Source organism: Pseudomonas sp. BN411, assembly GCF_029871235.1.
GTDB lineage: Bacteria > Pseudomonadota > Gammaproteobacteria > Pseudomonadales > Pseudomonadaceae > Metapseudomonas.
In genome coordinates, this window is sequence record NZ_SSOM01000067.1 from 217016 (window position 1) to 239087 (window position 22072).

The 22072-nt window shown below is 66.2% G+C and carries 20 protein-coding genes; 18 read left to right on the forward strand and 2 right to left on the reverse strand.

The window, feature by feature from the left end; genetic code table 11:
- Position 1 precedes the first annotated feature (1 nt).
- From E8F06_RS13740 to E8F06_RS13805, 14 genes are all read left to right on the forward strand, one after another.
- Complete coding sequence (locus E8F06_RS13740) at positions 2-508, forward strand: chemotaxis protein CheW (RefSeq protein ID WP_280368056.1); 507 nt, start codon at positions 2-4, stop codon at positions 506-508.
- Complete coding sequence (locus E8F06_RS13745) at positions 505-1755, forward strand: CheR family methyltransferase (RefSeq protein WP_280368058.1); 1251 nt, start codon at positions 505-507, stop codon at positions 1753-1755. The genes E8F06_RS13740 and E8F06_RS13745 overlap by 4 nt, the downstream gene beginning before the upstream one ends.
- Positions 1745-2431, forward strand: coding sequence for a chemotaxis protein CheW (locus E8F06_RS13750; protein ID WP_280368060.1), 687 nt, complete (start codon positions 1745-1747; stop codon positions 2429-2431). The genes E8F06_RS13745 and E8F06_RS13750 overlap by 11 nt, the downstream gene beginning before the upstream one ends.
- A complete protein-coding gene (locus E8F06_RS13755) occupies positions 2428-4713 on the forward strand; it encodes a hybrid sensor histidine kinase/response regulator (RefSeq protein WP_280368061.1) in 2286 nt (761 codons plus the stop codon). The genes E8F06_RS13750 and E8F06_RS13755 overlap by 4 nt, the downstream gene beginning before the upstream one ends.
- A complete protein-coding gene (locus tag E8F06_RS13760; protein WP_280368064.1) occupies positions 4710-5714 on the forward strand; it encodes a chemotaxis response regulator protein-glutamate methylesterase in 1005 nt (334 codons plus the stop codon). The genes E8F06_RS13755 and E8F06_RS13760 overlap by 4 nt, the downstream gene beginning before the upstream one ends.
- Positions 5715-5756: 42 nt before the next feature.
- Complete coding sequence (locus E8F06_RS13765; RefSeq protein ID WP_280368066.1) at positions 5757-6785, forward strand: diguanylate cyclase; 1029 nt, start codon at positions 5757-5759, stop codon at positions 6783-6785.
- Positions 6786-6919: 134 nt separating this feature from the next.
- A protein-coding gene (gene prfB / locus E8F06_RS13770; RefSeq protein WP_280368068.1) for a peptide chain release factor 2 occupies positions 6920-8015 on the forward strand; the annotation gives its coding sequence in 2 pieces (ribosomal slippage) (positions 6920-6991 and positions 6993-8015; 1095 coding nt in all).
- A 124-nt stretch (positions 8016-8139) separates the two neighbouring features.
- Positions 8140-9645: a lysine--tRNA ligase gene (gene lysS / locus E8F06_RS13775; protein ID WP_280368070.1), complete on the forward strand. Its 1506-nt coding sequence runs from the start codon at positions 8140-8142 to the stop codon at positions 9643-9645.
- 198 nt (positions 9646-9843) lie between these two features.
- The gene (locus tag E8F06_RS13780; RefSeq protein WP_280368071.1) at positions 9844-10557 is read left to right on the forward strand and encodes a TetR family transcriptional regulator; all 714 of its coding nucleotides are present in this window, start codon (positions 9844-9846) and stop codon (positions 10555-10557) included.
- Between the two features lie 56 nt (positions 10558-10613).
- Positions 10614-11168, forward strand: a complete 555-nt coding sequence (locus E8F06_RS13785; protein WP_280368072.1) for a hypothetical protein — start codon at positions 10614-10616, stop codon at positions 11166-11168.
- A gap of 7 nt (positions 11169-11175) precedes the next feature.
- Positions 11176-12465, forward strand: coding sequence for a flavohemoglobin expression-modulating QEGLA motif protein (locus E8F06_RS13790; protein WP_280368074.1), 1290 nt, complete (start codon positions 11176-11178; stop codon positions 12463-12465).
- Between the two features lie 218 nt (positions 12466-12683).
- Positions 12684-13571 carry an alpha/beta hydrolase gene (locus E8F06_RS13795; protein WP_280368076.1) on the forward strand — a complete coding sequence of 296 codons (888 nt, stop codon included), beginning with the start codon at positions 12684-12686 and terminating at the stop codon, positions 13569-13571.
- The gene (locus E8F06_RS13800) at positions 13568-13891 is read left to right on the forward strand and encodes a hypothetical protein (RefSeq protein ID WP_280368078.1); all 324 of its coding nucleotides are present in this window, start codon (positions 13568-13570) and stop codon (positions 13889-13891) included. Before E8F06_RS13795 ends, E8F06_RS13800 begins: the two co-directional genes overlap by 4 nt.
- A 30-nt stretch (positions 13892-13921) precedes the next feature.
- On the forward strand, positions 13922-14422 hold the full coding sequence (locus E8F06_RS13805; protein WP_280368081.1) for an O-acetyl-ADP-ribose deacetylase: 501 nt from the start codon (positions 13922-13924) through the stop codon (positions 14420-14422).
- A gap of 86 nt (positions 14423-14508) precedes the next feature.
- On the opposite strand, the gene E8F06_RS13810 is transcribed toward E8F06_RS13805, so the two are convergent.
- Positions 14509-16695 carry a heavy metal translocating P-type ATPase gene (locus E8F06_RS13810; RefSeq protein WP_280368083.1) on the reverse strand — a complete coding sequence of 729 codons (2187 nt, stop codon included), beginning with the start codon at positions 16693-16695 and terminating at the stop codon, positions 14509-14511.
- A gap of 76 nt (positions 16696-16771) precedes the next feature.
- Between E8F06_RS13810 and cadR the strand changes: the two genes are divergently transcribed.
- Positions 16772-17239, forward strand: coding sequence for a Cd(II)/Pb(II)-responsive transcriptional regulator (cadR, locus tag E8F06_RS13815; RefSeq protein ID WP_280368086.1), 468 nt, complete (start codon positions 16772-16774; stop codon positions 17237-17239).
- A 16-nt stretch (positions 17240-17255) separates the two neighbouring features.
- On the opposite strand, the gene E8F06_RS13820 is transcribed toward cadR, so the two are convergent.
- Complete coding sequence (locus E8F06_RS13820; protein WP_280368089.1) at positions 17256-17600, reverse strand: pilin assembly protein; 345 nt, start codon at positions 17598-17600, stop codon at positions 17256-17258.
- A 202-nt stretch (positions 17601-17802) separates the two neighbouring features.
- On the opposite strand from E8F06_RS13820, the gene ppc reads away from it, so the two are divergent.
- From ppc to tsaB, 3 genes are all read left to right on the forward strand, one after another.
- Complete coding sequence (ppc, locus tag E8F06_RS13825) at positions 17803-20439, forward strand: phosphoenolpyruvate carboxylase (RefSeq protein WP_280368574.1); 2637 nt, start codon at positions 17803-17805, stop codon at positions 20437-20439.
- A gap of 162 nt (positions 20440-20601) precedes the next feature.
- Positions 20602-21249 (forward strand): adenylate kinase, encoded by a 648-nt coding sequence (gene adk / locus E8F06_RS13830; protein WP_280368092.1) that lies wholly within the window; start codon positions 20602-20604, stop codon positions 21247-21249.
- An 86-nt stretch (positions 21250-21335) separates the two neighbouring features.
- A complete protein-coding gene (gene tsaB / locus E8F06_RS13835; RefSeq protein ID WP_280368094.1) occupies positions 21336-22016 on the forward strand; it encodes a tRNA (adenosine(37)-N6)-threonylcarbamoyltransferase complex dimerization subunit type 1 TsaB in 681 nt (226 codons plus the stop codon).
- Positions 22017-22072: the final 56 nt, after the last annotated feature.

The window sequence follows — 22072 nt, forward strand, 5'->3', positions numbered from 1 at the left end:
CATGGGCCCGAGTCGAACCCGAGCGCCGGCCCGCACCGTCAGGGGCCGGCTCTACCTGCAATTCCGCATGGGCGGCGATCGCTATGCGCTGGACGTCCATGAAGTGGTGGAGGTCCTGCCGCTGCGCCAGTTGAAACAGGTGCCTGAGGCGCCCGAGTGGGTCGCCGGGGTGTTTTCCCACCGTGGCGCGCTGGTGCCAGTGCTGGACCTGGGAATACTCGCCTTCGGCCAGCCGGCCCAGGCTCGCACCAGTACCCGGCTGGTGCTGGTGGATTACCCGCTGGAGGGGCAGAGCCGCTGGCTCGGGCTCATCCTGGAGCAGGCCACCGATACCCTGCGCTGCCGTCCGGAAGAGTTCCGCGACTACGGCCTGGAACAGGGTGGCGCGCGCTACCTGGGGCCGGTCTACCAGGCCGCCGATGGCCTTGTGCAGCGCATTCGCGTTGCCGACCTGCTGCCGGACGAGGTGCGCGCCTTGCTGTTCCCGGCCACGGAGGGCGCGGCATGATCGAGCGCTTCGAAACCCTGCTGAAGAACCGCATCGGCCTGGAGGCGGAGTCCGTCGGCCGGGTGGTGATCGAGCGTGCCGTGCGCCAGCGCATGCACGCCTGTGACAGCCGTGACGAGGACGCCTACTGGACCACCTTGAATGCTTCGCCCGCCGAACAGCAGGCGCTGGTGGAAGCAGTGGTGGTGCCGGAAACCTGGTTCTTCCGCTATCCCGAATCCTTCGCCGCCCTCGGCCGCCTGGCCTTTGAGCGGCTGCCGGCGCTGGCGGGTGGCCGCCCGTTGCGCATCCTCAGCCTGCCCTGTTCCACGGGGGAGGAACCGTTTTCCATCGTCATGGCGCTGCTCGACGCCGGTCTGGCTCCGGGGCTGTTCCAGGTGGACGCGATGGATATCAGCGAGCGGGTGCTGGAGCGGGCGCGCCAGGGCGTGTACGGGCGCAACTCGTTCAGGGGCGAGGACCTGGGCTTTCGCGACCGCTACTTCCTGCCTTCGGGCGAGGGCCACGCCGTGGCCCAGCAGGTGGCGTCCAAGGTGCGTTTCCTGCGTGGCAACCTGCTGGAGCCCGGGCTGCTCGCCGGGGAGCAGCCCTACGATTTCGTGTTCTGCCGCAATCTGCTGATCTACTTCGACCGGCCGACCCAGAGCGCCGTGCTGGAGGTGCTGAAACGCCTGATGCAGCGCGACGGTGCGATGTTCATCGGCCCCGCCGAGGCCAGCCTGCTCAGCCAACAGGGCATGCAGCCGCTGGGTTATCCACAGGCCTTCGTGTTCCGCAATGCGCCGCCGCAGGTCGCCGCCAAACCGGCCAAGGTCCGCATCCCGGCACCCGCTCCTGTCGTCGCCGCGCCAGTGCCCAGCCGGGCGCCGGCCAGGCCGCGTGCGCCACTGCCGAAGCCCGAGCTGCCCAAGGCCAAGGCCGATGGCGCAGGGCCTGAAGCCGCCCTCGCGACGATTGCCAGCCTGGCCAACAGCGGCCGCAGCGAGGAAGCGCGCAGTGCCTGCGAAGCCTTCCTCGCCGCCCATGGCCCCTCGGCGGACGTCTTCTACTGGCTCGGGCTGCTCAGCGACGTGGCCGGCAAGGTGGATGAGGCGCAGGACTATTATCGCAAGGCGCTTTACCTCGCGCCGCAGCACGCCGAAGCACTGGCCCATCTGGCGGCACTGCTCGCCGCCCGGGGTGACCGGGCCGGCGCACAGCGCTTGCAACAGCGTGCCAGCCGGGGAGTGAACAACCATGGCCGATAACCGCTTGCCCCTGATTGCCGGCGACCAGTTGCCGGCGGTGGACGACTGCTGGAATCGCATCGGCATCCATGGCGACAAATCCTGTGAGCGCCTGGCCGCTCATGTGCATTGCCGCAATTGCGAGGTGCATGCTGCAGCCGCCACCTTGTTGCTCGACCGCTATGCGCTGATTCGCGAAGACATCACCGGCGTCGTTGATGATGCCGAAGAGGATGGCCGTGAACGCCGTTCCACCCTGGTGTTCCGCCTGGGTGAACAATGGCTGGGAATCGCCACCCGCAGCCTGGTGGAGGTGGCGGCGCTCAACCCCATCCATTCCCTGCCGCACCAGCGCGCCTTGGCCCTGCTGGGGGTGACCAACGTACGCGGTGCCCTGGTGGCCTGTCTGTCCCTGGTGGAGCTGCTGGGGTTGGAGAAGGGCTCCGAGGTGAATGGCGAGCGCCGTGTGGTGCCGCGAATGCTGATTTTCGCCAGCCAGGGTGGACCGCTGGTGGCGCCGGTGGATGAAGTGGATGGTATCCACGGCATTCCCCTGGATGCAGTGGTCGACCCCGGCCGCGCGCCGGACCTGGCCGCCCGCCAGTTCGCCTCGGGCGTCGTGCAGTGGCGCGAGCGCAGTATCACGCTGCTGGATGAGGGCCTGCTGCTGCAGGCCATGGCAAGGAGCCTGGCATGACCCCGGACCAGATGCGCGATGCGTCCCTGCTGGAACTGTTCCGGCTGGAGGCGGAAGCCCAGACCCAGGTGCTCAACGCCGGGCTGCTGGTGCTCGAACGCAATCCAGCCCAGGCCGACCAGTTGGAAGCCTGCATGCGTGCGGCCCACTCCCTGAAGGGCGCGGCGAGGATCGTCGGGCTGGATGCCGGGGTAAGGGTCGCCCACGTGATGGAAGACCTGCTGGAGGCCGCCCGCCAGGGCCATGTGCGCTTGCAGCCGGACAATATCGACGCGCTGTTGCAGGGCTCCGACCTGCTGCTGCGCGTCGGCGCTGAGGCCGGTTGGGCGGAGAGCGCCGGGCGCGATGCCATCGAAGCGCTGATTACCCGGTTGCAGGGGCGGTCCGTGGAGGAGTCGCCGCCGACCCAGCAACTCATCGAGCCGGTCATTCCCCCAGCACCGGTTCCCGAACCGCCCCCGCCGCCTCCTCCAGCGGAGCCTGTGCAGCGTGAGGTGGAGGCACCCGCGCCCGCCGAGACGGCCAGCGAGGCCCGCGACCGCGTGCTGCGGGTCAGCGCGGAGCGCCTCGATCACCTGCTGGATATCTCCAGCAAATCGCTGGTGGAATTCCAGCGCATCAAGCCGCTGAACGACGCCCTGCATCGCCTCAAACGCCTCCAGGCCAGCGCCAGCCGGGCGCTGGACGTGGCCCGCGAATCGGTGCTGGACGGCTCCCTGGACCCGCAGGCCCAGGCCATGCTGGGCGAGGCGCGGCAACTGCTTGGCGAATGCCAGCAGATGCTCGCCGGCTACATGACCGATTTCGACGAGTTCGGTTGGCAGGGCGGCCAGCGCGCCCAGTTGCTCTACGACGCCGCCCTGGCTTCGCGCATGCGGCCCTTCGCTGACGTGCTGGCGGGGCAGGCGCGGATGGTCCGTGACCTTGGCCGCTCCCTGGGCAAACCGGTGCGGCTGGACGTGAGTGGCGAAACCACCCAGGTCGATCGCGACGTACTGGAGCGCCTGGAAGCGCCCCTGACGCACCTGCTGCGCAATGCCGTCGACCACGGCATCGAGAGCCCGCAGGTACGCGTGCGCCTGGGCAAGCCGGAGGAGGGCGTGATCCGCCTGCATGCCCGTCACCACGCCGGGATGCTCTTGCTGGAACTGGTCGACGATGGCGCTGGGGTCGACCTGGAGCGCCTGCGCGACGCGGTGGTCGCGCGTCAGTTCGCCAACCTCGAAACCGCGATGCGGATGACCGAGGAGGAGCTGCTGGCTTTCCTCTTCCTGCCGGGTTTCAGCATGCGCGACCAGGTCACCGAAGTGTCCGGGCGCGGCGTCGGCCTGGACGCGGTGCAGCACATGGTGCGCCAGTTGCGTGGCAGCGTGCGCATGGAGCAGCGCAGCGGACAGGGCGCCACCTTCCATATCGAAGTGCCGCTGACCCTGTCGGTGGTGCGCAGCCTGGTGGTGGAGGTGGGTGGCGAGGCCTATGCCTTCCCGCTGGCCCATATCGAACGCATGACCCGGCTGCAGCACGAGGACATTGTCCAGCTCGAAGGCCGCCAGCATTTCTGGCACGAGGGCCGGCACGTGGGGCTGGTTTCGGCCAGCCAGATTCTCCAGTGCAGCGAAGGCAAGCGCGACGAGCACGGCATCCCGGTGGTGCTGATCCGTGAGCGCGACACTTGCTACGGCGTGGCCGTGGAACGCTTCCTCGGCGAGCGCACGCTGGTGGTGATGCCGCTGGACCCGCGCCTGGGCAAGGTCCAGGACCTGTCTGCCGGGGCGCTGCTGGACGATGGCCGGCCGGTGCTGATCCTCGACGTCGAGGACCTGCTGAAGTCCGTCGGCAAGCTGCTCGGCAGCGGCCGTCTGGAGCGGGTCGACCGCAGCGGGCGCCAGGGCGCGGGGGCCCAGCGCAAGCGCGTGTTGGTGGTGGACGACTCCCTCACCGTGCGCGAGCTGGAACGCAAGCTGCTGGCGGGGCGCGGCTACGACGTGGCCGTGGCGGTGGATGGCATGGACGGCTGGAACGCTTTGCGTTCCGAGCATTTCGACCTGCTCATCACCGATATCGACATGCCGCGCATGGACGGCATCGAGCTGGTCACCCTGGTGCGTCGCGACAATCGCCTGCAGTCCCTGCCGGTGATGGTGGTGTCCTACAAGGATCGTGAAGAGGACCGTCGTCGCGGCCTGGATGCCGGCGCCGACTATTATCTGGCCAAGGCCAGCTTCCATGACGAAGCGTTGCTGGATGCGGTGGTCATGCTGATCGGGGAGGCGCAAGGGTGAGGATAGGGATAGTCAACGACATGCCCCTGGCGGTGGAAGCGCTGCGCCGGGCCCTTGCCCTGGAGCCGGCGCACCAGATCGCCTGGGTCGCGGTCAACGGCGCCGAAGCGGTGGAATGCTGCTGCCGGGACGTGCCGGACGTCGTGCTGATGGACCTGCTGATGCCGGTGATGGACGGGGTCGAGGCGACCCGCCAGATCATGGCCCGCAGCCCCTGCGCCATCCTCATCGTCACCGTGGACATCGAGCAGAATGTGCACCGGGTGTTCGAAGCCATGGGCTACGGTGCCCTGGACGCAGTGAACACCCCGGGGCTTGGTAGCGGCCAGGCCCAGGAAGCCGCGCAGTTGCTGCGCAAGATCCAGAACATCAGCTGGCTGATGGGGCAGCGCGATATCCGTGGCCGTGGCGCCGCCGAGCCCATAGCCCAGTACCGCGGCGGTCAACGCCTGGTGGCGATCGGCGCCTCCGCCGGCGGTCCGGCGTCCCTGGCGCAATTGCTCAAGCAGTTGCCGGCGGATTTCTCGGCCTCCGTGGTACTGGTCCAGCACGTGGACGAGGTCTTCGCCGCCGGCATGGCCGACTGGCTGGCCAGTGAGTCCAGGCTCCCCGTCCGCCTGGCGCGGGAGGGTGAGCCGCCGCAGCCGGGGACTGTTCTCCTGGCCGGCACCAACAATCACCTGCGGCTGCTGAAGAATGGCACCTTGGCCTATACCGCCGAGCCCACCAGCCATGTATACCGTCCATCCATCGACGTCTTCTTCGACAGCCTGGTGGAGCACTGGACGGGCGAGGCCATTGGCGTGCTGCTCACCGGCATGGGCCGTGATGGCGCGGAAGGCCTCAAGCGCATGCGCGACAAGGGGTTCCTGACCATCGCCCAGGACCAGGCCAGTTGCGCCGTCTATGGCATGCCCAAGGCTGCCGCAGCCATCGGCGCGGCGGTGGAAATACTCGCCCTGGAGCGCATCGCGCCCCGGCTGGTCGAGGCGATCGGTTGAATTCGAAGCATCAAGCTTGGCCCGACGGGCCCGGAGAGTCATATGCAATACCCTTATCGCAGTCAGATGGATGAGACCTCCCCAGGCGGTAGCGGGGTGATGGTCCTCCTGGTGGACGACCAGGCGATGATCGGCGAGGCCGTGCGCCGCGCGCTGGTCGGCGAGCCGGAAATCGACTTCCATTTCTGCGCCGATCCCCTGCAGGCCATCGCCACGGCCCAGCAGATCAAGCCGACGGTGATCCTCCTCGACCTGGTGATGCCCGGCGTCGACGGCCTCAGCCTGCTGGCCGAATTCCGTGGCGTGCCGGCCCTGCGCGATGTGCCGATCATCGTCCTCTCGACCAAGGAAGAGCCCACCGTGAAGAGCGCGGCCTTTGCCGCCGGGGCCAACGATTACCTGGTCAAGCTGCCCGACGCCATCGAGCTGGTGGCGCGTATCCGCTACCACTCCCGCTCCTTCGTCACCCTGCTGCAGCGCGACGAGGCCTACCGCGCCTTGCGGGAAAGCCAGCAGCAGTTGCTGGAAACCAACCTGGTGCTGCAGCGGCTGATGAACTCCGACGGCCTCACCGGCCTGTCCAACCGCCGCCACTTCGACGAGTACCTGGACATGGAGTGGCGCCGCGCGCTGCGCGAGCAGAGCGAACTGTCGCTGATGATGATCGACGTCGACCACTTCAAGGCCTTCAACGACAACTTCGGCCATGTGGCCGGCGACGATGCCCTGCGCCGGGTCGCCGAAGCGATCCGCGCCTGCTGCAGCCGTGCCACGGACATGGCCGCGCGCTATGGCGGCGAAGAGTTCTCCATGGTCCTGCCGGGCACCGCCGCTGGCGGCGCGCGCCTGCTGGCGGAGAAGGTGCGGCGCACGGTGGAGGCCTTGGGCATCCACCACGACATGCCGGCGCCGGGTTCGGTGCTGAGCGTCAGCATCGGCGTCGCCACGCTGACGCCGAAGACCGGCCAGGCTTCCCTGGTACTGGTGGACATGGCCGACCAGGGGCTGTACCAGGCCAAGAACAACGGCCGCAACCAGGTGGGCATGGTGGTGGCTGACGCCAGGCCCTGACGGGGGAGGCGACGCCGGGCGGGCCCGTGCGTCGCCGGATCGGCGCAATTCGTGGCCGGTATGCTGCCGGCATTCGGTGACTCGGGTATACTCGCCGGCTTTTCCGAAAGTTTTGCCAGCGAGAGCTTCCAGCCATGGAAATCAACCCGATCCTGAACAGCATCAAGGACCTCTCCGATCGCACCCTCTCTATTCGGGGGTATCTTTGACTACGATCAGAAGCATGATCGTCTCGTCGAAGTAAACCGCGAACTCGAAGACCCCAACGTCTGGAACAATCCCGAATACGCCCAGAACCTCGGCCGTGAGCGCGCCCAACTGGCGCAGATCGTCGAAACTCTGGACGACCTCACCGGCGGCCTGTCCGATTCCCGCGACCTGCTGGACATGGCGGTCGAAGAGGACGACGAAAGCGCGGTCAACGACGTCGCCACCGAAGTCGAGCGCTTGCGCGAGATCCTCGAGAAGCTGGAATTCCGCCGCATGTTCAGCGGCGAGATGGACATGAACAACGCCTACCTGGACATCCAGGCCGGCTCCGGCGGCACCGAAGCCCAGGACTGGGCCAACATGCTGCTGCGCATGTATCTGCGCTGGGCCGACAAGCGCGGCTTCGACGCCACCATCATCGAACTGTCCGCAGGCGAAGTCGCCGGCATCAAGGGCGCCACCGTGCATATCAAGGGCGAGTACGCCTTCGGTTGGCTGCGCACTGAGATCGGCGTGCACCGCCTGGTGCGCAAGAGCCCGTTCGACTCCGGCAACCGTCGCCACACCTCGTTCACTGCGGTGTTCGTCTCGCCGGAAATCGACGACAACATCGAGATCGAGATCAACCCGTCCGACCTGCGCATCGACACCTACCGCTCCTCCGGCGCGGGCGGTCAGCACGTGAACACCACCGACTCCGCGGTGCGTATCACCCACGTACCGACCAACACCGTGGTGGCGTGCCAGAACGAACGCTCCCAGCACGCCAACAAGGACACCGCCATGAAAATGCTGCGGGCCAAGTTGTACGAGCAGGAAATGCAGAAGCGCACCGCCGCGTCCCAGGCCCTGGAAGACACCAAGTCCGACATCGGCTGGGGCCACCAGATTCGCTCCTACGTACTCGACCAGTCGCGGATCAAGGACCTGCGCACCGGCGTCGAGCGCAGCGACTGCGACAAGGTGCTGGACGGCGATCTGGACGAATACCTCGAGGCCAGCCTCAAACAAGGGCTCTGACGCGGAGCCGCTTTTGTAGGAGCGAGGGGGACGCCTAGTTCTTGCTCGCGTCGAAGAGCTTCGCGAGCAAGCTCGCTCCTACGGTTACCTTCTTTTGAAATTGACGCCAGGCAGATAGACGACCATGAGCGACCAACAACTCGACCAGCACGAACTGCAACAGGAAGAAAACAAGCTGATCGCCCAGCGCAAGGAAAAACTTGCCGCTGTGCGCGAAGCCAAGGCCATCGCCTTCCCCAATGACTTCCGCCGCGCCGACTATTTCGCGGACCTGCAGAAACAGTATGCCGACAAGACCAAGGAAGAGCTGGAAGCCGCAGCCATCCCGGTCAAGGTCGCCGGTCGCATCATGCTCAACCGCGGCTCCTTCATCGTTCTGCAGGACAGCAGCGGCCGTCTGCAGGCATACGTGAACCGCAAGACCCTGCCGGAAGAGACCCTGGCCGAGATCAAGACCTGGGACCTGGGCGACATCATCGGCGCCGAAGGCACCCTGGCCCGTTCCGGCAAGGGCGACCTGTACGTCGAAATGACCAGCGTGCGCCTGCTGACCAAGTCCCTGCGCCCGCTGCCGGACAAGCACCACGGCCTGACCGACACCGAGCAGCGCTATCGCCAGCGCTACGTCGACCTGATCGTCAACGAGGAAACCCGCAACACCTTCCGCGTGCGTTCCCAGGTCATCGCCCACATCCGCCGCTTCCTGTCCGACCGTGGTTTCCTCGAAGTGGAAACCCCGATGCTGCAGACCATCCCCGGCGGCGCCGCGGCCAAGCCGTTCGCCACCCACCACAACGCCCTGGACATGGCCATGTTCCTGCGTATCGCGCCGGAGCTGTACCTCAAGCGCCTGGTAGTCGGTGGCTTCGAGAAGGTCTTCGAGATCAACCGCAACTTCCGTAACGAAGGCGTTTCGACCCGGCACAACCCCGAGTTCACCATGCTCGAGTTCTACCAGGCGTACGCCGACTACGAAGACAACATGGACCTGACCGAGGAACTGTTCCGCGAGCTGGCCCAGGCCGTGCTCGGCAGCACCGACGTGCCCTACGGCGACAAGGTCTTCCACTTCGGCGAGCCGTTCGCCCGCCTGTCCGTGTTCGACGCCATCCTCAAGTACAACCCGGAGCTCACCGCGGCCGACCTGAACGATGTCGAGAAGGCCCGCGCCATCGCCAAGAAAGCCGGTGCCAAGGTCCTCGGCCACGAAGGCCTGGGCAAGCTGCAGGTGATGATTTTCGAGGAACTGGTGGAGCACAAGCTGGAGCAGCCGCACTTCATCACCCAGTACCCGTTCGAAGTCTCCCCGCTGGCGCGCCGCAACGACCAGGACCCGAGCGTCACCGACCGCTTCGAGCTGTTCATTGGTGGCCGCGAGATCGCCAACGCCTACTCCGAGCTGAACGACGCCGAAGACCAGGCCGAGCGCTTCATGCTGCAGGTCAAGGAGAAGGACGCCGGTGACGACGAAGCGATGCACTACGACGCCGACTTCGTCAACGCGCTCGAATACGGCATGCCGCCCACCGCTGGTGAAGGCATCGGTATCGACCGCCTTGTGATGTTGCTGACCAATTCGCCGTCTATTCGTGACGTCATCCTGTTCCCGCACATGCGCCCGCAGGCTTGACCCTGGAGTAACAAGAAAAACCGCCTTCGGGCGGTTTTTTCTTGGCTGGCGTCCGGCACGCGAACCTTTTGCCCCCGGTGCTGCTCCTACAAGGCGCTCGTCAGGGTCGACAGAGCCACAATCTCGCCAGATCCCGCATTGATTAGCCGGATAAATGGTCAACACTTCACTTTGAGTGAGTTCGGAGGGTTTCCTGTCTTGAACCAGTCGTCGCGCAGTGACAGTGCCGCCCGCGTAGCCAGCGCGGTCGCCGAAAGCGTGAAATACCAGGGTCGAAAGGCCAGTCGCCAGGGCAGCGAGCAGCGGCGCCAGGCGATCCTCGATGCCGCCATGCGCATCATCGTCCGCGACGGCGTGAGGGCGGTGCGCCATCGGGCCGTTGCCGCAGAGGCCCAGGTGCCGCTCTCGGCCACCACCTATTACTTCAAGGACATCAATGACCTGATCACCGACACCTTCGCCCAGTTCGTGGAGCGCAGTTCGGCGGTGATGGCGGCTTTCTGGGCCAACGTGGAGGACGACCTCCAGGCCATGGCCGCGGCGCTCACTCGCGACGGCGACTCGCGTCGTGCGATGACCGACCAGATCGTCGAACTGGCCATCCAGTACGTGCGCAGCCAACTCGAAGAGAACCGCGACCAGCTCCTGGCCGAGCATGCCTTCCGCCAGGAAGCGTTGCTCAATGCGGGGCTTCGTAATCTTGCTGACGCACATCGCAAGATACTCTCGCAGGGCGCGGAGCATTTCTTCCAGGTATTGGGCTCGGCCGAACCCACTGAAGACGCCAAGGTGTTGACGGCTGTCATTCTGCGGATGGAATATCAGGGCCTTCTCGATGGGGTGGAAAACCTCGACATCGACGAGATGCGAGCCGTCCTGAAACGCTACCTGTATCTGGTGATGGGACTCTAGGCGCGTAGATCGAACCCCGCTGAGGCGGGGTTTTTCGTTATCACAAGGAGAGCGAGATGAACGTCTGGCGTGCCGTGGTTGCCCTGTCATTCCTGCTGTTGGGCGGCTGCCTGGTCACCTTCAAGGATCCCATCCCGGCCAACGAGCCGGCCCCCATTCCCCTTCTCGGGGATTGGACCCGCAAGGATGAGTGGGGCGAGCGTCAATACCTGGAGATCAGCCGCGCTGGCTCCAACCTGTACAAGGCACGCAGCTTCGACGGCAGCAAGGACAACCTGGAAGGCATGGAGGAGTTCGGCTTCACCGTTGCCCACCATGGTCGCCGCTGGTACCTCTCCGCCGGCGTACCGAAGAAGTTCGGCGCCAATTTCGCCATCGCCGGTTTCGAGCTGACCACCGACAACGAGCTGGTGGTCTACAACCTGGATGTCGAGCGCATCGAGCAGGAAATGCAGGAAGGCAAGTTCCAGGGCCAGCCCGTGGAAATGCCGGATGGCGACGGCGTGCTCATCACCAGCCCGCTGGACGTCGTCTTCGGCTGGCTGGATGACCCGGCTAACTCCGACGTCTTCGTTGAAGTGGCGCGCTACCAGCGCGCTGCCGAGGAGTAAGCCGCCGATGTCCCGTCGCAAGCTGCCCGACGACTACCAGAAAACCATTCGCGCGCTGTCCGACCGCATCGTCCAGGCGCAGACGCCGATCCGCGTGCTGGATGCCGTGAAATGGGACGACAGCGTCCGTCAGGGCTTCCTCAAGCACAAGGGCAAGTCCATGCCTGCGGTGGACCGCGCCTACTACGAGAGCCGTCCGCTGGCCTTCGACTCGACGGAAAAGAAGCTGGAATTCCAGAACATCGAGCGCGACATCACCCGCCACCTGGGCCAGTTCAACCCGGTGGGCCAGATCATGCGACGCATGTGCAAGGAATACCGCATGGTGATCCGCATGCTCGAAGCGCGTGGCACTGCGGATTTCGGCCTGATTTCCCAGGAACTCTACGGCGCCGCCTCCGATGCCTTCCACGCCGGGGACCCGACCCTGGCCGACCTCGGCCTGATGCTCTCGGACTACCTGAACAACATCGCTGATCGCGGCGACCTCAAGGACGAGGCCAAGACCCTCACCGCCAAGGACGCTGTGGACTTGTTGCAGAGCCGGCTGGGGCCGGTGTTCGGCGATGACACCATCCGCGTGTTCGAGTCCGATGGCATCGTCGCCGACGCGGCGGCGGGTGCCGACTACATCAAGATCCGCGCCGACGCGATGTTCAACGAGCGCGATGTACGCGCCCTGGAAGTCCACGAAGGGCTGGTGCACGTGGGCACCACCCTGAACGGTCAGAACCAGCCGATCTGCACCTTCCTCTCCAAGGGCCCGCCGTCCTCCACCGTGACCCAGGAAGGCCTGGCGATCCTGATGGAGGTGATCGCCTTCGCCTCCTATCCAACGCGCCTGCGCCGGCTGACCAACCGCACCCGCGCCATCCACATGGCGGAGGAGGGCGCCGATTTCCTCGACGTCTACCACTTCTATCGCGAGCAGGGTTACAGCACGGAAGAAAGCTACGGCAGCGCCAGCCGCGCCTTCCGTGGTTCATTGCCGGGCGGCTTGCCCTTCACCAAGGACCTGTCGTACCTGAAGGGCTTCATCCTGATCTACAACTACATCCAGCTCGCGGTGCGCAAGGGCAAGCTGGAACAGATCCCGCTGCTGTTCTGCGGCAAGACCACCCTGGAAGACACCCGCACCCTGCGCCAGCTGGTGGACGAAGGGCTGGTGGTGCCGCCGAAGTACCTGCCGCCACAGTTCCGCGACCTCAACGCACTGTCGGCCTGGATGTGCTTCTCCAACTTCCTCAACCACCTGAGCCTGGAGCGCATCGAGGCGGACTACGCCAATATCCTCTAACCACCCTGAAGGGGCGGCCTGTAGGAGCGCATTCGTTGGTTAGGTCTGCTGCCAGAGATCGACCGTCGGCCCAAGAGCCTTGTAGGAGCTAGCTTGCTAGCGAAAAGGAGCCATTCGCTGGCAAGCCAGCTCCTACGGGCAATGCAGTTACTTGCAACACTCGATTTCGCCAACCAGCCCGCAGGGCTGGCCTGTGATGTTTCAGGAAGGAAATACACATGCCCGCTTCCCGCACTCTGCTGATCCTCCTTGCCCTGCTCCTGCAAGGTTGCAGCTCGCTGCTGTTCTACCCGGACAAACACCTGCCCTTCACGCCGGAGAAGGCCAAGCTGGAATATCGCGACATCCAGCTCACCGCCGCCGACGGCACGCGCCTGCATGCCTGGTGGCTGCCGGCCAAACCGGGCGTTGAAGTGAAGGGAACGGTGCTGCACCTGCATGGCAACGGCGGCAATGTCGCCAGCCATCTGGGCGGTAGCTGGTGGCTGCCGGCCCAGGGCTACCAGGTGTTGTTGCTGGACTATCGGGGTTACGGCCGCTCCGAGGGATCGCCGAGCCTGCCGGCGATCTACCAGGATATCGACGCAGCCTTTGCCTGGCTCGACCAGGCGCCGGAAGTGCAGGGCAAGCCGCAGGTGCTGCTCGGTCAGAGCATCGGCGGCGCCCTGGCGGTGCACTACCTTGCCGAACGCCCCGCGCGCCGGGACAAGCTCAAGGCCCTGGTGCTGGACGGGGTGCCCGCCAGCTACCGCGAAGTGGCCCAATACAGCCTTTCCAACGCCTGGCCACTCTGGCCATTGCAGGTCCCCCTGTCCTGGCTGGTGCCCGATGGCGACAGCGCCATTCGTGCCATCGGCGGGTTGCAGGGCCTGCCCATGCTGATCTACCACAGCATCGATGATCCGGTAGTCCCCCTTTCCAACGGCGTGCGCTTGTATCAAGCTGCGCCCCCGCCGCGGGTGTTCCAGCCGGTCCGCGGTGGCCATGTGCAGACTTTCGCCGATCCCACCTGGCGAACGGTGATGCTGCTTTACCTCGAAGACCCGAAAGGCTTCGTCGGACTGCGCCGGCTGGCTGAAGTCCCGAATACAGAGAGTCCCCAATGAGCGAACGCAACCCCATCCCACTGATCCTCACCGGCATCGGCAGCATTGTCGGCACCGTGATGGTGCTCTGGTACTACGGCTACCTGCACTTCGCCAAACCCGAGGACGCGCTGCTGCTGTCCGACTTCACCATGCTCAAGACCGTCCCCGGCGAGGACTACAAGGTTTCCCTGGAGCCCGCTGCCCAGGTCGCCCAGTGCGTCGATGGCGTGCTGGTGCTGTTCGATACCCAGCAGAAAGGCCTGACCGGCGTGCTGGTGGACAACAAGAGGAAGGCCGTGCGCTGCATGGGCCAGGAGACCCCGCAAGAGGTCAAATAAGGGGCTAGCCTCCCAATGGAGGTGACCCCAATGGACACACGCATCTGGCAAGGCGACATCACCACCCTGGAGGTGGACGCCATCGTCAATGCCGCCAACTCCTCGCTGCTCGGCGGCGGGGGCGTTGACGGCGCCATCCACCGCGCCGCCGGCCCCGAACTCCTCGCCCATTGCCGCACCCTTGGCGGCTGCCCCACGGGTGAGGCGAGGATCACCCCTGGCTTCCGGCTGCCGGCGCGCTTCGTGATACACACCGTCGGGCCGGTCTGGCACGGCGGTAATCACCGCGAACCCGAACTGCTCGCCAACTGCTACCGCAACAGCCTGGCCCTGGCCGAAGCCGAAGGGCTGGCCAGCATCGCCTTTCCGGCGATCAGCTGCGGGGTGTATGGCTATCCGTTGCAGGAGGCGGCGCGGGTCGCAGTGGCTGAGCTAAAGCGGCCGAGGCCGGCGGGCAGCAGCCTGCGTGAGGCGCTGTTGGTGGCGTTTGGTGCGGATCAGGTGAAGATTTACCAGAACGCGCTGGCGTAGGTTGTGGCTGAGCTAAGCAAAGCCCAACGGCGGAGCCGAACCGGGCAACGTTGGGCTTCGCTGCGCTCAGCCCAACCTACGTTCCGTTAGCCCAACGACTTCGGCGACAACAGGCGTAAGCCGTTGAACACCACCAGCAGGCTGGCGCCCATATCGGCGAACACCGCCATCCACAGGGTGCCTTCACCCATCAGCGTGAGGGCCAGGAACACCACCTTGATCCCCAGGGCCAGGCTGATGTTCTGCATCAGCACGGCGTGAGTGCGGCGGGACAGGCGGATGAACTGCGGCAGCTTGCGCAGGTCGTCGTCCATCAGCGCCACACCAGCGGTTTCGATGGCGGTATCGGTGCCGGCGGCGCCCATGGCGAAGCCGATGTCGGCGCGGGCCAGGGCGGGGGCGTCGTTGATGCCGTCACCCACCATGCCCACTGGCACGCCACCGGACTGGCGCCGACCGATTTCCGCCAGCTTGTCCTCGGGCAGCAGGTTGCCACGGGCGTCGTCCATGCCGACCTGGCTGGCGATGGTCCGGACGGTGTGCGGGTTGTCACCGGAGAGCATCAGCGTCTTCACCCCCAGTGCATGGAGCTGGCCGATGGCTTCGCGGCTGCTGTCGCGCACGGTGTCGGCGACGGCGAACAGCGCCAGCACGGCCTGCTCGCTGCACAGGGCCACTACCGTCTTGCCCTGTGCTTCCAGGGCGTCCAGGCGGGTTTCCAGCTCGCTGGAGCACAGGCCGAGTTCCTCCACCAGGCGGTGATTGCCCAAGTGATAGCTACGCCCTTCGATCAGACCGGTGACGCCGCGGCCGGGCAGGGCGGCCAGGCGGTCCACGGCGTAGAGCGCGATGCCGTCGGCCTCGGCGGCACGGGCCACGGCCTGGGACACCGGGTGGTCCGAGCGGGCGGCCAGGCTGGCGGCCAGGGCGCGGGGATCCTGTTCGTGCGCCTGCAACAGTTCGATATCGGTCTGGCGCGGGCGGCCTTCGGTCAGGGTGCCGGTCTTGTCCAGGGCCACCCAGGCCAGCTTGCGGCCAAGTTCGAGGAACACCCCGCCCTTGACCAGGATGCCGCCACGGGCAGCCGCGGCCAGGCCGCTGACGATGGTCACCGGGGTGGAAATCACCAAGGCGCAGGGGCAGGCGATCACCAGCAGCACCAGGGCACGGTACAGCCAGTCCAGCCAGACGCCGTCGAACAGCAGTGGCGGCAGCAGGGCGGTGAGCACGGCAATGAGGATCACCACTGGCGTGTAGATGCGGGAGAACTGGTCGACGAAACGCTGGGTCGGCGCACGCGAGCCCTGGGCCGCTTCCACGGCGTGGATGATGCGCGCCAGGGTGCTGTCGTTAGCGGCGCGAGTGGCACGGTATTCCAGTTCGCCTTCGCCGTTGATGGTGCCGGCGAACAGCGGATCGCCCAGGTCTTTCTCCACCGGCAGACTCTCGCCGGTGATGGGCGCCTGGTTGACACTGGAGCGACCGCCCAGCACTTCGCCGTCCAGGGCGATGCGCTCACCAGGGCGGACCCGCAGGCGGGCACCGGGCTGCACCTCGCGGGCCGGGCGCTCGCGCCACTCGCCGTCCTCGAACACCGTGGCCTGTTCCGGGGCCAGTTGCAGCAGGCCGCGAATGGCATCCCGCGCCCGCTCCAGGGAGCGCGCCTCGATCAGTTCGGCAATGGCGAACAGCACGCTGACCATGGCCGCTTCCGGCCACTGGCCGATCAGAAGGGCACCGGTCACGGCAATGCTCATCAGTGCATTGATGTTCAGGTTGCGGTTCTTCAGGGCGATCCAGCCCTTCTTGTAGGTGGGCAGGCCAGCACCGAGGATGGCGAGGATCGCCAATCCCGCTGTCAGCCATTCCGGCCCGACTCCGAACCATTCGCAGGCTTCCGCCGCCAGTGCGGCCAGACCGGCCAGGGCCAGCGGCCACCAGAGCTTCTTCGCCTCTGCCGGGGCGGTGGCCGGAGCGCCTTCAGCGAGGGGCACGGCCTGCATGCCCAGGCTCTCGATCAGGCGTTGCAGGGGTTCCACGTCTTCGAAGCGATGGCGCACGCGCAGCAGGCGCTGCATCAGGTTGAATTCCAGTGCTTCGATGGCCTGGACCTTGCCCAGTGCATCGCGGATCAGGCGTTCCTCGGTGGGGCAGTCCATGGCGTCGATGCGCAGGCTGCTCCAGCGCGGCTCTGCGGTGGCGGCGATTCCCGCCAGTTCCGGCGTGGTGGAACGGGGCGCATGGTCATGGTCGTGGCAGCAATGTTGGCTCATGGGGTCAATTCCTGTTTGACGCTTCGAGTGGCATTGCACACCCTGTAGCAACTACAGAGTCAAGCGGAGTCAGGCAATGAAGATCGGCGAACTGGCCACCCTCACCGGATGCCCGGTGGAAACCATCCGCTACTACGAGCGCGAAGGCCTGCTGCCGGCACCCTCACGCAGCGCCGGCAACTACCGGCAATACGACACGGCCCATGTGGAGCGTCTGTCGTTCATTCGCCACTGCCGCTCACTGGACATGACCCAGGAGGAAATCCGCGCGCTACTGGCCCTGCGTGATCGTCCCGAAGCCGATTGCGGCACCGCCAACCGGCTGATCGAGGAACACCTGCACCACGTCGAGGTGCGCATCGCCGAGCTGCAGTCCCTGCGCGACCAACTCAAGGACCTGCAGGCGCGCTGCAACGGCGACGGCGCCAGCCAGGCCTGCGCCATCCTCCGCGAACTGGAACAGCTCGGCCAGCCGCCGGTGACCAGCGAAGACTGCGCGCACGCCGGGCACCTGCACGTACCCGGCGTGCATCGGCGGGGTTAACGACTAACGCGCCCGGTCAGTGATTGGCGGCGTCGCGCTGATCGTTGAGCTGCTGCAGGTAACGGCGTGAAAGGGCCAGGAAACGTGGCGTCGGCCCAATGTCTTCGTAGAGCGGGTCGCCCTGTTCATCGGTGGCGACCACCTGGCTGCCCCTGACGTAGGGGAAGCTGGCCTCCAGCTCCTCCAGGGCGGCGCCCACCAGTTCACCGATCAGTTCCTCGACGCTGCGCTTGGGGTACATCTCGGCCAGCGCCGCGAGTCGGGCGGCGGACTCCAGATCCAGGTGAATGCTGTACTCGCTGCGGGTCAGGCGACCTTTAGCGTTCTGCTCCCAATGGCGGACCAATTCTCGGATCTTCATAGACACCTCATCCTCTTCCCACATGGTGGTGGGTGTTTTCGAGCTCCGGGCGATCTCGGCCGCCCGGGAGTCGTCATTCGTGATGGCGGCTATGGTTCAGACTAGCTCGCGGGAGCGTCCGGATATGCCGTTCGTCGCGCCCTTGTATCTGCATGGCGCTATCGGCAATCTGGAGGACGCACACAGCTACGGAGTGAAGGCAATGGCCGAAATCGACGCGCGTCTGCGTGAGGATGTCCACCTGCTCGGCGAGCTGCTCGGTGACACGATCCGTGCCCAGCTGGGGGACGCTTTCCTCGACAAGATCGAACGCATCCGCAAGGGCGCCAAGGCTGGGCGCAAGGGATCGGCCCAGGGCGAACGGCAGCTCAACGAGACCCTCGACGGCCTCACCGATGACGAACTCCTGCCGGTGGCCCGTGCGTTCAACCAGTTCCTCAACCTGGCCAATATCGCCGAGCAGTACCACCGCATCCGCCGGCGAGCCCCGGACGAGCCGCAGCCCTTCGAAGACCGCGTGCTGGGCGACCTGCTACAGCGCCTGCTCTCCGCCGGCCACGCCCCGGAACAATTGGCCCGGCAGCTGGCGCGCCTGGACATCGAACTGGTGCTGACTGCCCATCCCACCGAAGTCGCCCGCCGCACCCTGATCCAGAAGTACGACGCCATGGCTGCACAACTGGCGGCCCAGGACCACGCCGACCTCAGCGACGACGAGCGCGAACGTGTGCGCCTGCGTCTGTTGCGCCTGATCGCCGAGGCCTGGCACACCGAGGAGATCCGTCGCAGCCGGCCGACCCCGGTGGACGAGGCGAAGTGGGGCTTCGCGGTGATCGAGCATTCCCTCTGGCATGCGCTGCCCAAGGTGCTGCGCCACGTCGACCAGGTCCTGCATTCCACCACCGGGCTGCACCTGCCGCTGAGCGCCGCGCCGCTGCGCTTTGCCTCCTGGATGGGCGGCGACCGCGACGGCAATCCCAATGTCACCGCCGCCATCAGTCGCCAGGTGCTGTTGCTGGCGCGCTGGATGGCTGCTGACCTGTACCTGCGCGACGTCGACCACCTGGCCGCTGAGCTGTCGATGCAGCAGGCCAGCGATGAACTGCGGGTGCACGTGGGCGTGCATCCCGAACCCTATCGTGCGGTGCTCAAGCAACTGCGCGATCGCCTGCGTGCGACCCGTGCCTGGGCCGAAGCGGCACTGGACCGGGACATCCCGCCTGGCCCCGAAGTGCTCCATGAAAACAGCCAACTGATGGAGCCCCTGGAAGTCTGTTACCACTCCCTGCACGCGTGCGGCATGGGTGTGATTGCCGACGGCGCGTTGCTCGACTGCCTGCGCCGTGCCGCCAGCTTCGGCCTGTTCCTGGTGCGCCTGGACATCCGCCAGGACTCCAGTCGCCACGCCGCTGCCCTGGGAGAAATCACCGATTACCTGGGCCTCGGCAACTACGCCGAGTGGAACGAGGAAGACCGCCTGGCCTTCCTTCAGCGTGAACTCGACAACCGCCGCCCGCTGCTGCCACCGAACTACCGGCCATCGGCCGACACCGCCGAAGTGCTCGCCACCTGCCGGGTCGTGGCCAACGCGCCAGCCGCTTCCCTGGGCTCCTATGTGATTTCCATGGCTGGTGCTCCCTCCGACGTGCTGGCGGTGCAACTGCTGCTCAAGGAGGCCGGGTTGCAACGGCCGATCCGCGTGGTGCCACTTTTCGAGACCCTGGCCGACCTGGACAACGCCGGCCCGGCCATCGAGCGCCTGCTGGGCCTTCCCGGCTATCGCGCGAGGCTGCACGGTCCGCAGGAGGTGATGATCGGTTACTCCGACTCAGCCAAGGACGCCGGCACCGTGGCGGCCGCCTGGGCGCAGTACCGTGCCCAGGAGCGCCTGGTGGAGATCTGCCGCGAGCATCAGGTGGAGCTGCTCCTGTTCCATGGTCGCGGTGGCACCGTGGGGCGCGGCGGTGGCCCTGCCCATGCGGCCATCCTGTCGCAACCGCCAGGGTCGGTGGCGGGACGCTTCCGCACCACCGAACAGGGCGAAATGATCCGCTTCAAGTTCGGTCTGCCCGGCATCGCCGAGCAGAACCTCAATACCTACCTGTCCGCGGTGCTGGAGGCGACCCTGTTGCCGCCACCGGAGCCCGAGCCCGCCTGGCGCGCCGCCATGGACCGCCTGGCCGCCGATGGCGTGTCGGCCTACCGCGCGGTAGTGCGGGAGCATCCGCAGTTTGTCGAGTACTTCCGCCAGGCCACGCCGGAGCAGGAACTGGGCCGCCTGCCACTGGGCAGCCGGCCGGCCAAGCGCCGCGCCGGAGGCGTGGAGAGCCTGCGGGCGATTCCGTGGATCTTCGCCTGGACCCAGACGCGCCTGATGCTGCCGGCCTGGCTGGGCTGGGAGGCGGCGCTGGGCAACGCCGGGCAACGCGGCGAAACCCCGCTGCTGGCGCGGATGCGCGAGCGCTGGCCGTTCTTCGCGACGCGCATCGACATGCTGGAGATGGTCCTGGCCAAGGCGGACGTGAATATCGCTGCGCTGTACGACGAACGGCTGGTGCCGGAAGAGCTGAAACCACTGGGTGCGCAGTTGCGCGACCTATTGTCGCAGGCGCGTACTTCGGTACTGGCCCTGACCGGCCAGTCCGAGCTTCTGGCGCAGAGCCTGGAGACCCGCGAAGCCATCAGTGTGCGCAACACCTACCTGGACCCGCTGCACCTGCTCCAGACCGAGCTCCTGGCCCGTTCCAGACGCTGCGAGCAGCATGTCGAAGGCCCTCTGGAGCAGGCCCTTCTGGTCAGCGTGGCGGGTATCGCGGCGGGGTTGCGAAACACCGGTTGAGGCCGTTTTCGCCCCTACTTCCGGCGTCTTGTGCGCTATAGGGGCGCTGTGTATCTTGAACGTCCTTTTGGCCCGACAGCGACGCCGAAATACCCATTCTGAGATTGGCCCCATGAGGCGAATCCGACCGATTCGAAAACAAAATCTTTGAGGAGCACATCGATGCGCGTGATTCTGCTGGGGGCCCCTGGTGCCGGCAAAGGTACTCAAGCCGGGTTCATCACCAAGAAGTTCGGCATTCCGCAAATTTCCACCGGCGACATGCTGCGCGCAGCGGTCAAGGCCGGTACCGAACTGGGCAAGCAGGCCAAGAGCGTCATGGACGCCGGCGGCCTGGTTTCCGATGACCTGATCATCAACCTGGTCAAGGAACGCATTGCCCAGCCCGACTGCGCCAATGGCTTCCTCTTCGACGGTTTCCCGCGCACCATCCCTCAGGCTGAAGCCATGAAGGAAGCTGGCGTGAGCATCGACCACGTGGTCGAAATCGCCGTGGACGACGAGGAAATCGTCAGCCGCATCGCCGGCCGTCGCGTACACCCGGCTTCCGGCCGCGTCTACCACACCGAGCACAACCCGCCGAAGGTTGCCGGCAAGGACGACGAAACTGGCGAAGACCTGATCCAGCGCGACGACGACAAGGAAGAGACCGTGCGCAAGCGCCTGTCGGTCTACCACTCCCAGACCAAGCCGCTGGTGGACTTCTACCAGAAGCTCTCCGCCGCCGAAGGCACCCCGAAGTACAGCGCCGTTGCCGGTGTTGGCTCCGTGGACGAGATCACTGCCAAGGTACTGGCCGCTCTCAGCTGAGACGCAGCTCGTATCTGACCAACGGCCCGCTTGCGGGCCGTTGGCGTTTATAATGCCCGCCTTTTTTCCTGCGTCTGGACTGATCGATGACCACTCTGCTGGCCCTGGATACCGCCACCGAAGCCTGCTCCGTTGCCCTGCTGCATGACGGCAAGGTGCTCAGCCATTACGAGGTGATCCCGCGCCTGCATGCCCAACGTCTGCTGCCGATGATCCAGACCCTCCTGGGTGAAGCGGGTCTGCCGCTGGCCGCAGTGGATGCCATCGCCTTCGGTCGCGGCCCCGGTGCCTTCACCGGTGTGCGCATCGCCATCGGCGTCGTCCAGGGGTTGGCGTTTGCACTCGATCGTCCGGTGCTGCCGGTGTCCGACCTTGCCGTGCTGGCCCAGCGCGCCCATCGCGAGCAGGGCGTGGAGCAGGTTGCTGCCGCCATCGACGCGCGCATGGATGAGGTCTACTGGGGCTGCTACCGCCTGGAAGCCGGCGAAATGCGCCTGGCGGGCGTGGAAGCGGTGCTGCCGCCCGAACAGGCCCTGCTGCCACGCGATGCCAGCGGCAACTGGTACGGCGCCGGCACCGGCTGGGGCACCTTCTCTGCGCGGATTCCGGTGCAGGTCAGCGGCCAGTCGCCGGACCTGCTGCCCCATGCCGAAGACCTGCTGACGCTGGCTCGCTTCGCCTGGGCTCGGGGGGAAGGCCTGCCCGCCGATCAGGCGCAGCCGGTCTACCTGCGCGACAACGTCGCCACGCCCAAGGCGCCGAACTAGAATCAATTCATGCCGTCTCCGCCGCGGATTGCCAACGCCGGGGCGGACGGCTAGAG

What these genes read in the sequence shown, in the direction of transcription:
- E8F06_RS13740 (WP_280368056.1), top strand. Translation starts at nt 2, where the DNA reads ATGGGCCCGAGTCGAACCCGAGCGCCGGCCCGCACCGTCAGGGGCCGG.
- E8F06_RS13745 (WP_280368058.1), top strand. Translation starts at nt 505, where the DNA reads ATGATCGAGCGCTTCGAAACCCTGCTGAAGAACCGCATCGGCCTGGAG.
- E8F06_RS13750 (WP_280368060.1), top strand. Translation starts at nt 1,745, where the DNA reads ATGGCCGATAACCGCTTGCCCCTGATTGCCGGCGACCAGTTGCCGGCG.
- E8F06_RS13755 (WP_280368061.1), top strand. Translation starts at nt 2,428, where the DNA reads ATGACCCCGGACCAGATGCGCGATGCGTCCCTGCTGGAACTGTTCCGG.
- E8F06_RS13765 (WP_280368066.1), top strand. Translation starts at nt 5,757, where the DNA reads ATGCAATACCCTTATCGCAGTCAGATGGATGAGACCTCCCCAGGCGGT.
- lysS (WP_280368070.1), top strand. Translation starts at nt 8,140, where the DNA reads ATGAGCGACCAACAACTCGACCAGCACGAACTGCAACAGGAAGAAAAC.
- E8F06_RS13785 (WP_280368072.1), top strand. Translation starts at nt 10,614, where the DNA reads ATGAACGTCTGGCGTGCCGTGGTTGCCCTGTCATTCCTGCTGTTGGGC.
- E8F06_RS13790 (WP_280368074.1), top strand. Translation starts at nt 11,176, where the DNA reads ATGTCCCGTCGCAAGCTGCCCGACGACTACCAGAAAACCATTCGCGCG.
- E8F06_RS13795 (WP_280368076.1), top strand. Translation starts at nt 12,684, where the DNA reads ATGCCCGCTTCCCGCACTCTGCTGATCCTCCTTGCCCTGCTCCTGCAA.
- E8F06_RS13800 (WP_280368078.1), top strand. Translation starts at nt 13,568, where the DNA reads ATGAGCGAACGCAACCCCATCCCACTGATCCTCACCGGCATCGGCAGC.
- E8F06_RS13805 (WP_280368081.1), top strand. Translation starts at nt 13,922, where the DNA reads ATGGACACACGCATCTGGCAAGGCGACATCACCACCCTGGAGGTGGAC.
- E8F06_RS13810 (WP_280368083.1), bottom strand. Translation starts at nt 16,695, where the DNA reads ATGAGCCAACATTGCTGCCACGACCATGACCATGCGCCCCGTTCCACC.
- cadR (WP_280368086.1), top strand. Translation starts at nt 16,772, where the DNA reads ATGAAGATCGGCGAACTGGCCACCCTCACCGGATGCCCGGTGGAAACC.
- E8F06_RS13820 (WP_280368089.1), bottom strand. Translation starts at nt 17,600, where the DNA reads ATGAAGATCCGAGAATTGGTCCGCCATTGGGAGCAGAACGCTAAAGGT.
- ppc (WP_280368574.1), top strand. Translation starts at nt 17,803, where the DNA reads ATGGCCGAAATCGACGCGCGTCTGCGTGAGGATGTCCACCTGCTCGGC.
- adk (WP_280368092.1), top strand. Translation starts at nt 20,602, where the DNA reads ATGCGCGTGATTCTGCTGGGGGCCCCTGGTGCCGGCAAAGGTACTCAA.
- tsaB (WP_280368094.1), top strand. Translation starts at nt 21,336, where the DNA reads ATGACCACTCTGCTGGCCCTGGATACCGCCACCGAAGCCTGCTCCGTT.